The organism is Sporosarcina sp. FSL K6-1540, from assembly GCF_038620285.1.
Lineage (GTDB): Bacteria > Bacillota > Bacilli > Bacillales_A > Planococcaceae > Sporosarcina > Sporosarcina psychrophila.
This window is the reverse complement of sequence record NZ_CP152018.1, coordinates 2,182,501-2,196,107: the sequence shown is the minus strand read 5'-3', so window position 1 is coordinate 2,196,107 and position 13,607 is coordinate 2,182,501. Positions and strand designations below refer to the sequence as shown.

The 13,607-nt window shown below is 43.9% G+C and carries 11 protein-coding genes, 2 tRNA genes and 3 rRNA genes (1 of these 16 running past the window's edge); 2 read left to right on the top strand and 14 right to left on the bottom strand.

Annotated features, from left to right (window positions below):
* Nucleotides 1-73 precede the first annotated feature (73 nt).
* Both groL and groES read right to left on the bottom strand, forming a co-directional pair.
* On the bottom strand, nucleotides 74-1,708 hold the full coding sequence (gene groL, locus MKY15_RS10245; RefSeq protein WP_338653715.1) for a chaperonin GroEL: 1,635 nt from the start codon (nucleotides 1,706-1,708) through the stop codon (nucleotides 74-76).
* Nucleotides 1,709-1,764: 56 nt separating this feature from the next.
* Nucleotides 1,765-2,049 (bottom strand): co-chaperone GroES, encoded by a 285-nt coding sequence (groES, locus tag MKY15_RS10240; RefSeq protein WP_067205358.1) that lies wholly within the window; start codon nucleotides 2,047-2,049, stop codon nucleotides 1,765-1,767.
* A 185-nt stretch (nucleotides 2,050-2,234) separates the two neighbouring features.
* Between groES and MKY15_RS10235 the strand changes: the two genes are divergently transcribed.
* Complete coding sequence (locus tag MKY15_RS10235; RefSeq protein WP_222618001.1) at nucleotides 2,235-2,972, top strand: CPBP family intramembrane glutamic endopeptidase; 738 nt, start codon at nucleotides 2,235-2,237, stop codon at nucleotides 2,970-2,972.
* Nucleotides 2,973-3,015: 43 nt separating this feature from the next.
* Here the strand turns inward: MKY15_RS10235 and tatC are convergent, their stop codons facing one another.
* From tatC to MKY15_RS10220, 3 genes are all read right to left on the bottom strand, one after another.
* The gene (gene tatC, locus MKY15_RS10230; RefSeq protein ID WP_187046560.1) at nucleotides 3,016-3,816 is read right to left on the bottom strand and encodes a twin-arginine translocase subunit TatC; all 801 of its coding nucleotides are present in this window, start codon (nucleotides 3,814-3,816) and stop codon (nucleotides 3,016-3,018) included.
* Between the two features lie 17 nt (nucleotides 3,817-3,833).
* Nucleotides 3,834-4,019 (bottom strand): twin-arginine translocase TatA/TatE family subunit, encoded by a 186-nt coding sequence (locus tag MKY15_RS10225; protein WP_187046559.1) that lies wholly within the window; start codon nucleotides 4,017-4,019, stop codon nucleotides 3,834-3,836.
* A 93-nt stretch (nucleotides 4,020-4,112) separates the two neighbouring features.
* Nucleotides 4,113-4,763 carry a redox-sensing transcriptional repressor Rex gene (locus tag MKY15_RS10220; protein ID WP_067205350.1) on the bottom strand — a complete coding sequence of 217 codons (651 nt, stop codon included), beginning with the start codon at nucleotides 4,761-4,763 and terminating at the stop codon, nucleotides 4,113-4,115.
* 123 nt (nucleotides 4,764-4,886) lie between these two features.
* Here MKY15_RS10220 and MKY15_RS10215 point away from each other — a divergent pair, with 123 nt between their 5' ends.
* Nucleotides 4,887-6,815, top strand: coding sequence for an ABC-F family ATP-binding cassette domain-containing protein (locus MKY15_RS10215; RefSeq protein ID WP_067213814.1), 1,929 nt, complete (start codon nucleotides 4,887-4,889; stop codon nucleotides 6,813-6,815).
* A gap of 376 nt (nucleotides 6,816-7,191) precedes the next feature.
* Here the strand turns inward: MKY15_RS10215 and tsaD are convergent, their stop codons facing one another.
* The 9 genes from tsaD to MKY15_RS10170 all read right to left on the bottom strand — a co-directional run.
* Nucleotides 7,192-8,214 (bottom strand): tRNA (adenosine(37)-N6)-threonylcarbamoyltransferase complex transferase subunit TsaD, encoded by a 1,023-nt coding sequence (gene tsaD, locus MKY15_RS10210; protein ID WP_338653722.1) that lies wholly within the window; start codon nucleotides 8,212-8,214, stop codon nucleotides 7,192-7,194.
* The gene (gene rimI, locus MKY15_RS10205; protein ID WP_067205345.1) at nucleotides 8,211-8,669 is read right to left on the bottom strand and encodes a ribosomal protein S18-alanine N-acetyltransferase; all 459 of its coding nucleotides are present in this window, start codon (nucleotides 8,667-8,669) and stop codon (nucleotides 8,211-8,213) included. Before rimI ends, tsaD begins: the two co-directional genes overlap by 4 nt.
* Nucleotides 8,656-9,366 (bottom strand): tRNA (adenosine(37)-N6)-threonylcarbamoyltransferase complex dimerization subunit type 1 TsaB, encoded by a 711-nt coding sequence (gene tsaB / locus MKY15_RS10200; RefSeq protein WP_338653726.1) that lies wholly within the window; start codon nucleotides 9,364-9,366, stop codon nucleotides 8,656-8,658. Before tsaB ends, rimI begins: the two co-directional genes overlap by 14 nt.
* Nucleotides 9,363-9,815 carry a tRNA (adenosine(37)-N6)-threonylcarbamoyltransferase complex ATPase subunit type 1 TsaE gene (gene tsaE, locus MKY15_RS10195; protein ID WP_067205339.1) on the bottom strand — a complete coding sequence of 151 codons (453 nt, stop codon included), beginning with the start codon at nucleotides 9,813-9,815 and terminating at the stop codon, nucleotides 9,363-9,365. The genes tsaB and tsaE overlap by 4 nt, the downstream gene beginning before the upstream one ends.
* A gap of 289 nt (nucleotides 9,816-10,104) precedes the next feature.
* Nucleotides 10,105-10,180 (bottom strand) — tRNA-Asp (locus MKY15_RS10190).
* A gap of 67 nt (nucleotides 10,181-10,247) precedes the next feature.
* Nucleotides 10,248-10,363, bottom strand: a 5S ribosomal RNA gene (gene rrf, locus MKY15_RS10185).
* Nucleotides 10,364-10,663: 300 nt separating this feature from the next.
* Nucleotides 10,664-10,739 (bottom strand) — tRNA-Asp (locus MKY15_RS10180).
* A 68-nt stretch (nucleotides 10,740-10,807) separates the two neighbouring features.
* Nucleotides 10,808-10,923 (bottom strand): 5S ribosomal RNA (gene rrf / locus MKY15_RS10175).
* A gap of 80 nt (nucleotides 10,924-11,003) precedes the next feature.
* Nucleotides 11,004-13,607, bottom strand: a 23S ribosomal RNA gene (locus MKY15_RS10170); it runs 328 nt beyond the window's last position.

The following is a 13,607-nucleotide window of genomic DNA, read 5'->3' as shown; positions in this document are numbered from 1 at the left end:
TTTCCTTTTCATAAAAAAAAACGGAGTCTGCATCACTGCAAACCCCGTTATAACAATATTTATTTAGTAAAGCTTACATCATGCCGCCCATACCGCCCATGTCAGGCATTCCGCCGCCCATTGCGCCTGCTGGTTCAGGTAGGTCCGCAACTACTGCTTCAGTAGTCAAGAACATAGCAGCAACAGATGCTGCGTTTTGGAGTGCATAACGTGTAACCTTAGTCGGGTCAACGATTCCAGCTTCCATCATGTTTACCCATGTACCTTCTGCTGCGTTGAAGCCAATTCCTACTTCTTCGCGTTTCAGACGGTCTACAACGATTGATCCTTCAAGACCTGCGTTGTTAGCGATTTGACGTACAGGCTCTTCAAGCGCGCGAAGTACGATTTTAATACCTGTTGCTACGTCGCCTTCAGTAGACTCTAGTAATGCTGCTACTTTGCTATAGACGTTTACAAGAGCAGTACCACCACCAGAAACGATACCTTCTTCAACAGCTGCACGCGTTGAGTTCAATGCGTCTTCGATGCGAAGTTTACGTTCTTTAAGTTCAGTTTCAGTAGCTGCTCCGACTTTGATAACTGCAACGCCGCCTGCAAGTTTAGCAAGACGCTCCTGCAATTTCTCTTTATCGAATTCAGAAGTTGATTCTTCAAGTTGAATACGGATTTGGTTAACGCGCGCCTGAATGAGTTCTGAATTGCCGCTGCCTTCAACGATTGTCGTATTGTCTTTTGTAACAACAACTTTCACTGCATGACCAAGTTGTGAAATATCAGCTGATTTAAGATCAAGACCTAGGTCTTCAGTGATAACTTCCCCACCAGTTAAAGTTGCAATGTCTTCAAGCATCGCTTTACGGCGATCTCCGAAGCCTGGCGCCTTAACAGCAACAGCATTGAATGTACCACGTAGTTTGTTCACAACAAGTGTTGCAAGTGCTTCGCCTTCAACGTCTTCTGCGATCATAAGAAGTGGCTTACCTTGTTGGACTACTTGCTCAAGAACAGGAAGTATTTCTTGGATGTTCGTAATCTTTTTATCTGTGATCAAGATATACGGATTGTCCAAAACTGCTTCCATTTTGTCTGTATCTGTTGCCATGTAAGCAGAAGCATAGCCGCGGTCAAATTGCATTCCTTCAACAACATCTAGTTCAGTCGTGAAGCCTTTTGACTCTTCGATAGTAATGACACCGTCGTTGCCAACGCGCTCCATTGCTTCAGCAATGAGTTTTCCAACTTCTTCGTCTCCAGAAGAAATAGATGCGACTTGTGCAATCTCTTCTTTTCCTTCGATTTCATTGGAGATTTCTTGAAGGCCTTCAACAGCAGCTATAACCGCTTTTTCGATTCCTTTACGGATTCCGACAGGGTTAGCACCTGCAGTAACGTTTTTCAGTCCTTCACGGATCATTGCTTGCGCTAGAACTGTTGCAGTTGTTGTACCGTCACCAGCGATTTCGTTTGTTTTAGACGCTACTTCAGCCACAAGTTTTGCACCCATGTTTTCGAACGCATCTTCAAGTTCGATTTCACGTGCGATTGTTACACCATCATTTGTGATAAGTGGTGAACCAAATTTTTTCTCAAGAACGACGTTACGTCCTTTAGGTCCAAGCGTTACTTTTACAGCGTTTGCCAATGTATCGACCCCACGTAGCATTGCGCTTCGTGCGTCTTCGTTGAATTTAATTTGTTTAGCCATTTATAAGTACCCTCCTGATTTTTCGTGTATTTTTAAACGGGCTGTGCATCAGTCTATTAGCCAATAATCGCTAAGATGTCACTTTCACGCAAGATCAGATATTCATTACCTTCATGTTTGATTTCAGTGCCTGCATATTTTGAGAAGAGGATTCGATCTCCTTCTTTAACTTCCAATTCGATACGTTGTCCGTTTTCAAGAACGCGTCCAGTACCTGTAGCAAAAACTTTACCTTCTTGCGGTTTTTCTTTTGCAGAGTCCGGTATAACAATACCGCTTGACGTTTTTTCTTCTGCCTCGATTAGCTCGATAACAATACGGTCACCTAATGGTTTCAACAATTGAAACAACCTCCTCAGATAATATCTCCCTTTTAGCACTCGATAGACATGAGTGCTAATACATTTCTAATCATAATGAACATTTGCATATATTGCAAGTGAAATACTCCGAACATTTTCTCTTTGCTTATCTCGCCCTAAACAGCTAAAATTGACCTCAACCACAGTTGAAAGGGTGGCGTTACATGAAGAATTGGAAAATCTCTCTCGCTTTATTAATCACTTACATCCTGATGCATGTAAGCAGCATCTTTTTATCAGAGGGCTTATTCTTATACTTTCCTTGGGATGAGCAATTCACTAAACAGGATATGGCATATCGGGCAAGTTCTTGGACTCTTTTCACCGTTAACTTAATTGCAGCTATCATTTTCCTGGTATTAATCGTACCGAAGAAAAACTTCTTTCAAGTTTTCAAAGGGAAAAAATCTTCCATTGGCAATTCGGTTCTTTGGGGATTCATTGGCTTCTTTCTAGCATTGGGTGGACAAATGCTGGCTGGTGCTATCGAGGTTGCAATTGGAATAGAACCAGGATCCGATAACACTGCAATCCTTTCCGACATCGCGAAAGTGTCACCAATCATCATCCTATCAATCGTACTATTCGCACCATTCCTGGAAGAAATCATTTTCAGAAGGGTTGTCTTTGGAGGGGTTTATCAAAAAACGAATTTCTGGATTGCAGCCATTGTCAGTGCTTTAGTGTTTGCTGCTGTTCATAATGAATTCGAACACCTTCTAATCTATATGATGCCCGCTTTCGTATTCTCTTACTTGTATTACCGGACGAAACGCATACTGACACCAATGATTGCCCATTTACTAATGAATGGATTTGTCGTTGTCCTCAATTTAAACATTGAGAAGATACAACAATGGCAAGAGGATTTGAAACAAGCCATAATCTTCTTTATGCACTAAAAAAGTCTTCCACATCCCTACTTAGGGTTGTGGAAGACTTTTTTCATTTCTGCTGTCGCTCATTAACTTCATCAATCTGACGTTGTTGTTCAGCTTTCGCCTCTTCGAATTGTCGCTGCTGTTCAGCCTTCAAGTATTTTCTGTGACCAAAACGTGAAATGAAAATACTAATTTCATAAAGCGCAAACAATGGAACTGTAACGAACATATGAGACAACAAGTCAGGTGGTGTAATGAACGCCGCAATTACAAATAGAACAAAGTATGCATATTTCCGTATCTTCACAAGTGTCGTCGGATCCAAAATACCAAGTCTTGTTAAAAATAACAAGACTACCGGTAGCTGAAAAACAATACCGAATGGAATTAACAGTTGGAAAAGGAACGAGAAATACTCATTAATGCCGATTGTCTGGGTTATATCGAGCTCCGTGGATAAATTCATCATGAATTTCATCACATAAGGTAGCAGAACGAAATACGAAAACGCAATACCACCAACAAACAAGAAAAATGTAAACGGAATATAATTCAATGTTGCGCGCCGCTCAGTTTCATGCAATCCGGGTGAGATAAAGGACCATAATTGGTACATAAGAACCGGTGAAATGACAATGAATGCGATAAAGACAATCACTTTCACGTAAATCATAATCGGGTCAAGTACATTGAAAGCATTTAAGGCAATATTATGTGCTTCTCCATCATTTTGCAGGAACTGAATAAGTGGTTTTGCTACAAAAAAGGCTCCCACTACAGCTACAACAAAGAAAACGACGATAACCATCAGCCGTTTTCTAATTTCATCTATATGCTCAATGACTGTTAAGTTTTTTTCTATCATCGGACAGACACCCTAACTTACTTCAGTTCTTCTTTCTTAACTTCAACTTTTTTTACATCGTCGTCTTCTACAAGACCTTTTGTCGCATGTTTGAATTCACGCAATGACGAACCGAAGGCTTTCCCGATTTCAGGCAGTTTCTTGGGACCGAATACGAGCAAAGCAATAACAGCAATGATAATCAGACTTCCTGGACCTGGCATCTCGGACACCTCCTTCTTAAAACTAGGGATTGAACTCAATCCTTCTTGTGTCTATTTTACACGAATGGTGACTGAAATACTATTTACAAAGCATTACATATGTGAATCTTTTACGTCGTTTTTAATAAAGTAAATAAGTGTTTGTAACTCGACAGACAAATCGATTGTATGAACCCGTAACGAGTCGGGGACCGTCAGCCGAACCGGAGTAAAGTTAAGAATTCCTTTCACACCGATAGTAGCAAGCTTATCAGTCACTTCTTGGGCTACACGTGAAGGCACAGAAAGAATGACAAGCTCGATTCCTAATTCCTTGATTTTATCCTCAATCGTATCAGGATGAAAAACTGGAATTCCACTCATCTCTGTCCCTTCATGCGTACCTTTCGGATCGAATGCAATGATGATTCGTGTATTGTGATTTTTATGGAAATTATATTTCAAAAAAGCGTTCCCTAAACTACCAACGCCAATGAGCGCTACATCTGTTACTTCATCCTGATCGAGTGCCTGACGAAAAAAGTCGACAAGATAATGTACATCATACCCGTACCCTTTACGGCCAAGTGCGCCGAAATGTGAAAAATCACGTCGAATGGTGGCAGCATCAATTTTCATAGCTTCGCTTAATTCACTGGATGATACTCGTTTCTTCCCTGAATTCGCGAAATTTTGAAGGAACCTATAATATAAAGGCAAACGTTTGGACGTCGCCTGTGGAATTTTGATTGTTTCCCCTATCATGTTAACCCTCCTGAGTGTATCTAAAGGCGATTCTATCGTACAGTAGATAATGAATGTTGTAAAGTCGACCGTTGCACGCTTGACGCCATTCATTTAAACTGAAGAGGAATAGAGGTGCTTTATTTGATTGTATTACAAGTGAACGGACTAACAAAATCATTTTCAGGAACAGATATATTAGAAAACGTAAAGCTCGAAGTTCAACATCGCGACCGCGTCGCACTTGTTGGCCGCAATGGGGCTGGAAAATCGACATTACTTAAAATAATCGCTGGTGAAATGAGCGCTGATTCGGGTGATTTAATCGTCCCTAAAGATATCCGGATTGGGTATCTTGAACAGCATTCAGGTATCGACTCTGTATTGACGGTTTGGGAAGAGATGATGACTGTATTCGAACCACTCCATAGCATTGAAAGGCGGCTTCGATCGCTTGAAGGGCTTATGGCAGATTCCTCTGTCTACGACAACCCGAGCGACTATGAACGCGTCATCAAAGAGTACGATGCTCTACAAATCGAATTCAAAGATTCTGGTGGCTATCAATATGAATCTGATACTCGTTCGGTGCTTCATGGGATGCGTTTTTATCCTGAGGATTATAGCAAAAATGTCAATCTTCTTTCCGGTGGTCAGAAGACACGATTGGCACTTGCTAAAATGCTGCTTAGTAAACCGGACCTCCTCATCCTTGATGAACCGACAAACCATTTGGATATCGAAACGCTCGGCTGGCTAGAGAAATACCTAGTGTCTTATGAAGGCGCAATCTTAATCGTCTCCCATGACCGCTACTTCTTAGATGAAATCGTGACAATCGTCTACGAAGTATCGAGAAAAAAAGTAGCGAAGTATACAGGAAACTATAGTGCGTATCTTGACGAAAAAGCGAAAAACTATGAACGTGATCAAAAACTTTACGTCAAGGAAATGGGTGAGAAGGCCAAACTTGAGGATTTCGTTCAGCGCAATATTGCGCGAGCATCGACATCAAAAATGGCGAAAAGTCGCCGCAAAACGCTCGAAAAAACTGACTGGATGGGCTCTCCTGATGGCAATGAGAAATCCGCAAACTTTACCTTCTCGATTGATCGTCCCAGCGGAAATGATGTACTAGCACTGGAAGATGTAGCAGTCGGTTATGACAGTATACCGGTTTCAACTGGTATCGGCTTGCGTGCCTACAAACAAGACCGCATTGCACTTATCGGACCTAACGGGGTCGGGAAATCAACAATTTTGAAGACCATCGTCAAGTTCCAAGAACCACTAGCAGGCAAAATTCGTTATGGTACAAATGTTCAATTTGGCTATTACGACCAAGAACAAGCGACACTTATCGGAACTGGAACCGTTCTTCAGGAACTTTGGGATGATTGGCCGATGATGAATGAAAAAGATGTTCGTTCAGTACTTGGACGCTTTTTATTTACCGGTGAAGATGTTGAGAAGCCTGTCACTTCCCTATCAGGTGGAGAAAAAGCTCGATTATCACTTGCTAAATTAATGTTACAAAAGTCAAACACGCTTATCCTCGACGAGCCAACGAACCATCTTGACTTGGATAGCAAGGAAATTCTTGAAAATGCATTAGATGATTTCCCGGGCACCCTCATCTTCGTGTCGCATGATCGGTACTTTATCAACCGCATCGCAACAAAAGTAATCGACATTAGCGCAACAGGTACAACCGAATACCTCGGTGATTATGATTATTTCATTGAGAAAAAACTGGAACAGGAAGAGTTGCTTGCCGACTCAAATGCCGCTAAAGCAGCTGCAACTCCTGTCATTGAAAGAAAAAATGATGATGATAAAGAACTAAAAAGGCAGGAAAGAAGGCTGACTAGAGCTATTGACGAAGTCGAATCACAACTTTCTGTTCTGGAAGATGAAATAGTAGCACTTCAAGATGAACTTTCCACTCCTGAATTTGCAGACGATCATGTGAAATTAATGGAGTTACAGGCACAGATTGATGCACTTCAGGCACAGCATGACAGCAAATCAGAAAATTGGCTTGGACTTCAAGAAGAACTAGAGGAATTATAAAATGAGCGTAAACGTCATGTTAAACCAGAACCAATGGTTTATCGTGACGTTTTGTCATTTCTTGCTGTCGTAACCTATCAAATAAAAGTACGAAACGATATTCTCTTAAAAAGAGTTTCCACAGTTTTATCCACACATAGAATGTAGTTATACTTGTAATCCACTGTTATTATCCACACTATCCACAAAAAATGTATTTCTTATACACATAGTTATCCTCCAACCACTGTTACTAAATGTGCATATACAATTGTTATGCACAACTTATCCACAATTGTGCATAAGTACGAATGTTCCCTATTGACATCTTCAAAAAAATCGGGATAAAAAAACACGAAAGTTGTCACAATATGACGACTTTCGTGTTTTTACTTATTTATTGTTTCCATGAAACAAGGGACATGCCAGGCTTACCATTCATAGCAAGATTTCCGCGTATTCCGTCTATAAACATAGCCGATCCCGCTGCAGCAATCATTGCCGCATTATCTGTACATAGTATGATTGGTGGAACGTAAAAAGGTATCTCTTCTTTCTTAAATGTTTCTTCAAGAGAAGAACGTAACCCTTTATTCGCTGCTACCCCGCCAGCCGCAATTACCTGTTTCACCCCGAACTCTTTCGCTGCCCTTAACGCTTTAGTAGTCAGCACTTCAACGACACTCGCCTGAAAACCAGCCGCGACATGAGAAGGGTTTACAGCCTCACCACGTTGCGCAAGATTATGCTTATAGTTAATCACTGATGATTTAAGACCACTAAAGCTAAAGTCATAAGAACCCGGCTCTAGCCAAGCTCTCGGGAATTCAACTTGTCCATCACTTTCAGCTGCCAACTTATCGATTTGAGGACCACCCGGGTAAGGGAGGCCCAGTACACGAGCTACTTTATCGTAGGCTTCACCAGCAGCGTCATCACGTGTTTCTCCAACCAGTTTAAACGAACCATGCCCCTCCATTATTACCAGCTCTGTATGGCCCCCTGAGACGATGAGTGCAAGAAGCGGGAACTCCATGGGTTGCATTAGTTGGTTAGCATATATATGTCCCGCAATATGATGAACGCCAATAATCGGTAGACCATTGGCAAAAGCAAATGCTTTTGCAGCATTAACCCCAATCAACAAGGCCCCAACTAAACCAGGTCCTTCTGTCACAGCAACGGCGTCAAGATCCGCAGGTTCTAGTTCAGCAATCGCAAGTGCTTCTTCAATTACTAGTGTAATTTGTTCAACATGGTGTCTCGATGCAATTTCCGGTACTACTCCGCCAAATCGTTTTTGGCTAGTAATTTGAGATGCTACGACATTCGATATAATTTCCGTTCCATTTTTCACGATGGATGCAGCTGTTTCATCACAGCTCGTTTCAATTCCTAATATATAGATATCTTTTGTCATTTGAATTCCACCCACATGACGAGCGCATCTTCATGGTCGTCCGTATAATAGTTTTTCCTAATTCCGCCGTCCTGGAACCCAAGCTTACGGTAAAGGTTTTGAGCCGTAGTATTGGTCATCCGCACTTCCAGTGTCATTAACCGGACTTTTTTTTCTATACAAAGTGCAATCGCTTCTTTCATCAGAGCTTCGCCGATGCCATTGCCCCTTAAATGCTTCCGTACCGCAACATTCGTAATATGACACTCATCCAGTACGATCCACATTCCGCAATGCCCAATCACTTCTTCTTCAAAGACTGCAACAACGTAATGCGCATAGTCATTTCCAGTCATTTCGTGCTCAAAAACTTCTGCAGTCCATGGTGTCGCAAATGCTTCCTTTTCGATTTCAACAACAGAAGGAATATCTTCTATTCCCATCTCTCTATAACTAATCTCTTTATCCACGATCATTGTCCTTCCCCTGCTCTTTTAACCAATTTGCCTCAGCTTCAGCAATACGTCGATATTCCGGAACAAATGCATGTATATCCGTTTCTGCTTCTGATTGCAAGGCAATATAAATAAGTGAAGAGGCTCGTGGTAGATTAAACTGAAGAGGCGCTAGAACTGCACGTTGTCCAAGCTGCTCAATAAGTTTTTGCTCATGCATTGCTATATCTTTTCCAACGAATAAAATAGGACTACTATGCTGCTCAAGCAAGTGTACCAACTCTTCCAAAGAGTAATGGCCATCCTCAATAACTTCAGTAAGCTTTCCTGCATCAAATTGATAAACGCCAGCATAGACATTGTCCCGTCTTGCATCGACAATTGGACAAACCAAACCATTGAAGAATAATGCATTTGCCGCTAGTGCTTTTAATGTGGATACGCCAACAAGAGGTTTACCAAGTGTCCAAGCAAGTGTCTTCGCTATCGTCACTCCGATTCGCACCCCTGTATAAGAGCCTGGCCCTTCTGAGACTGCAATTGCATCAATATCCGCCGGTACTAACCCTGCTTGTTCCAACAGCTCCTCAATTGCTGGCATAGCACGTAGCGAGTGGTTAATAGCAATCGCTGAAGTTCCTTCTATTAATAGTTCGCCATCTTTCACAAGTGCAACTGAAATGGGCGTGTTAGCCGTATCTATACCTAGCCAGATCATAAGAAAATCCCCTCGCAAATCTTTTCATATCTTTCACCTATTGGCGTGAATATAATCATCCGGTTATCTCCGCCACCGTGAACTAGCTGAATTTCCAGACGTTCTGCCGGCAAATCATCTTTAATAAGATGCGCCCACTCGATAACAGATATTGCATCTCCATAAAATAGTTCATCCCAGCCAAGATCCTCATCGCTGCCAGCTAAGCGATAGACATCGAGATGATTGAGTGGGTAATTACCTTCGTACTGTTTGATGATTGTGAATGTCGGACTGTTAACCGTGCGTGTAACGCCCAGTCCTTTTGCAAGCGCCTTTGTAAATGTCGTTTTACCTGCACCTAAATCGCCTTCAAGCGTAAGTACATCCGGTGGTGTAAGGAGTGCTGCAAGTTTCGTTGCAATTAGCTCTGTCTCCTCGACAGAATTTACTTCTATTTTCTGAGTCATAGATTATTTCCTTTCTGCTTCTTTGTTATAGTGTACCGAAAACATGTTATATCAGAAAGTATCTACCCTTGATAGATGTGTTTTCGTAGTAAATGATCTTTATTTCTCATAGAGTGTTGTTTACTTTGCTGAAAACGTTGTCTTCTTTTACGATAACATTGTTTAGTTTCTCAAGAGTGTTGCTTACTGCTTTTTTTAAAAAGCATTTTAGTTAAACCTTAGAATTCTATATACAAAAAAACCAATCCCGGAATTAATCCCTAGAATCGGTTCTGAATTTAAAATTTAATGGCGGTCCCGACCGGGATCGAACCGGCGATCTCCTGCGTGACAGGCAGGCATGTTAACCGCTACACCACGGGACCTAAATATGTAGTAATTTTCGACTTTTTAATTAACTTCATCACATTTATGTCGAAAGTAAATATGTGAGACCGGCGACGTCCTACTCTTGCAGGGGGAAACCCCCAACTACCATCGGCGCTGAAGAGCTTAACTTCCGTGTTCGGGATGGGAACGGGTGTGACCTCTTCGCAATCGTCACCAGACCTACATCATCTTTTCTCAAAGACAATACTTAGTATAGCACGTCTTACGATAATTACAAGAACTATTTTTATGGACGGTTCTAATTCGTTCATAATGAATGAAATAAGCATCATTATTGATGAATAAGGATGATAAAACTCTTTTCAAATACCGTTAAGTCCCCTATTTATTAGAATCTACTTCCTTACTATAGCGTACCTAGATTGAATTGCCTCAAAGTTCATTTATCTTTTATTTCGCAATACAAAAAATCGACTCCGGAATTAATCCCTGGAATCGGTTCTGAATTTAAAATATAATGGCGGTCCCGACCGGGATCGAACCGGCGATCTCCTGCGTGACAGGCAGGCATGTTAACCGCTACACCACGGGACCTTAACATGTAATAACTTTCGACTTTTCAATTAACTTCACCACATTTATGTCGAAGTATAAATGTGTGAGACCGGCGACGTCCTACTCTCGCAGGGGGAAACCCCCAACTACCATCGGCGCTGAAGAGCTTAACTTCCGTGTTCGGGATGGGAACGGGTGTGACCTCTTCGCAATCGTCACCAGACTCTTTGAGCTTGTTCGCTCAAAACTGAATAAAACAGACATTGTGCTACACGAATCAGGGTAATCAAGCCCTTTTCAAAATTGGTTAAGTCCTCGATCGATTAGTATCCGTCAGCTCCACACGTCGCCGTGCTTCCACCCCAGACCTATCAACCTCATCTTCTTTGAGGGATCTTACTTACTTGCGTAATGGGAAATCTCATCTCGAGGGGGGCTTCATGCTTAGATGCTTTCAGCATTTATCCCGTCCATACATAGCTACCCAGCGATGCCTTTGGCAAGACAACTGGTACACCAGAGGTATGTCCATCCCGGTCCTCTCGTACTAAGGACAGCTCCTCTCAAATTTCCTGCGCCCGCGACGGATAGGGACCGAACTGTCTCACGACGTTCTGAACCCAGCTCGCGTACCGCTTTAATGGGCGAACAGCCCAACCCTTGGGACCGACTACAGCCCCAGGATGCGATGAGCCGACATCGAGGTGCCAAACCTCCCCGTCGATGTGGACTCTTGGGGGAGATAAGCCTGTTATCCCCGGGGTAGCTTTTATCCGTTGAGCGATGGCCCTTCCATGCGGAACCACCGGATCACTAAGCCCGTCTTTCGACCCTGCTCGACTTGTAGGTCTCGCAGTCAAGCTCCCTTATGCCTTTGCACTCTACGAATGATGTCCAACCATTCTGAGGGAACCTTTGGGCGCCTCCGTTACTCTTTAGGAGGCGACCGCCCCAGTCAAACTGCCCGCCTGACACTGTCTCCTGCCCCGATAAGGGGCATGGGTTAGAAGTCCAATACAGCCAGGGTAGTATCCCACCAACGCCTCATCCGAAGCTAGCGCTCCGGAATCCAAGGCTCCTACCTATCCTGTACAGGCTGCACCGGAATTCAATATCAGGTTACAGTAAAGCTCCACGGGGTCTTTCCGTCCTGTCGCGGGTAACCTGCATCTTCACAGGTATTATAATTTCACCGAGTCTCTCGTTGAGACAGTGCCCAGATCGTTACGCCTTTCGTGCGGGTCGGAACTTACCCGACAAGGAATTTCGCTACCTTAGGACCGTTATAGTTACGGCCGCCGTTTACTGGGGCTTCAATTCGAAGCTTCGCTTGCGCTGACCTCTCCTCTTAACCTTCCAGCACCGGGCAGGCGTCAGCCCCTATACTTCACCTTGCGGTTTTGCAGAGACCTGTGTTTTTGCTAAACAGTCGCCTGGGCCTATTCACTGCGGCTCTCTCGGGCTTTAACACCCTACCAGAGCACCCCTTCTCCCGAAGTTACGGGGTCATTTTGCCGAGTTCCTTAACGAGAGTTCTCTCGATCACCTTAGGATTCTCTCCTCGCCTACCTGTGTCGGTTTGCGGTACAGGCACCTCCCGCCTCGCTAGAGGCTTTTCTTGGCAGCGTGAAATCAGGGACTCAGGGATAAATCCCCTTGCTGTAACAGCTCAATGTTATAGGAACGGGATTTGCCTCATTCCACACCTCACTGCTTAGACGCGCATAACCAACAGCGCGCTCACCCTATCCTACTGCGTCACCCCATTGCTCAAACGGCGGGGAGGTGGTACAGGAATATCAACCTGTTGTCCATCGTCTACGCCTTTCGGCCTCAACTTAGGTCCTGACTAACCCTGAGCGGACGAGCCTTCCTCAGGAAACCTTGGGCATTCGGTGGAAGGGATTCTCACCCTTCTTTCGCTACTCATACCGGCATTCTCACTTCCAAGCGCTCCACCAGTCCTTACGGTCTAGCTTCGACGCCCTTGGAACGCTCTCCTACCACTGACATCTAAGATGTCAATCCACAGTTTCGGTGATTCGTTTAGCCCCGGTACATTTTCGGCGCAGCGCCACTCGACCAGTGAGCTATTACGCACTCTTTAAATGATGGCTGCTTCTAAGCCAACATCCTGGTTGTCTGGGCAACGCCACATCCTTTTCCACTTAACGAATACTTGGGGACCTTAACTGGTGGTCTGGGCTGTTTCCCTCTCGACTACGGATCTTATCACCCGCAGTCTGACTCCCAAACATAAATCATCGGCATTCGGAGTTTGTCTGAATTCGGTAACCCGGGATGGGCCCCTAGTCCAAACAGTGCTCTACCTCCGAGATTCTTAAGTTTGAGGCTAGCCCTAAAGCTATTTCGGAGAGAACCAGCTATCTCCAGGTTCGATTGGAATTTCACCGCTACCCACACCTCATCCCCGCACTTTTCAACGTACGTGGGTTCGGGCCTCCAGTAAGTGTTACCTTACCTTCACCCTGGACATGGGTAGATCACCTGGTTTCGGGTCTACGACCCCATACTCTATCGCCCTATTCAGACTCGCTTTCGCTGCGGCTCCGCATTCACTGCTTAACCTTGCATGGAATCGTAACTCGCCGGTTCATTCTACAAAAGGCACGCCATCACCCATTAACGGGCTCTGACAACTTGTAGGCACATGGTTTCAGGATCTATTTCACTCCCCTTCCGGGGTGCTTTTCACCTTTCCCTCACGGTACTGGTTCACTATCGGTCACTAGGGAGTATTTAGCCTTGGGAGATGGTCCTCCCGGATTCCGACGGAATTTCACGTGTTCCGCCGTACTCAGGATACACTCTGGAGAGAATGGACTTTCAACTACGGGGCTTTTACCCGCTACGGCGGACCTTTCCAGGTCGCTTCGTCTAATCCAT

Bases quoted from the DNA above. Each gene is read 5' to 3' on its own strand.
- groL (WP_338653715.1), bottom strand. From the start codon at position 1,708: ATGGCTAAACAAATTAAATTCAACGAAGACGCACGAAGCGCAATGCTA.
- rimI (WP_067205345.1), bottom strand. From the start codon at position 8,669: ATGATCGTGGATAAAGAGATTAGTTATAGAGAGATGGGAATAGAAGAT.
- MKY15_RS10220 (WP_067205350.1), bottom strand. From the start codon at position 4,763: ATGATAGGGGAAACAATCAAAATTCCACAGGCGACGTCCAAACGTTTG.
- MKY15_RS10225 (WP_187046559.1), bottom strand. From the start codon at position 4,019: ATGCCAGGTCCAGGAAGTCTGATTATCATTGCTGTTATTGCTTTGCTC.
- tsaB (WP_338653726.1), bottom strand. From the start codon at position 9,366: ATGATCTGGCTAGGTATAGATACGGCTAACACGCCCATTTCAGTTGCA.
- tatC (WP_187046560.1), bottom strand. From the start codon at position 3,816: ATGATAGAAAAAAACTTAACAGTCATTGAGCATATAGATGAAATTAGA.
- MKY15_RS10235 (WP_222618001.1), top strand. From the start codon at position 2,235: ATGAAGAATTGGAAAATCTCTCTCGCTTTATTAATCACTTACATCCTG.
- tsaD (WP_338653722.1), bottom strand. From the start codon at position 8,214: ATGACAAAAGATATCTATATATTAGGAATTGAAACGAGCTGTGATGAA.
- tsaE (WP_067205339.1), bottom strand. From the start codon at position 9,815: ATGACTCAGAAAATAGAAGTAAATTCTGTCGAGGAGACAGAGCTAATT.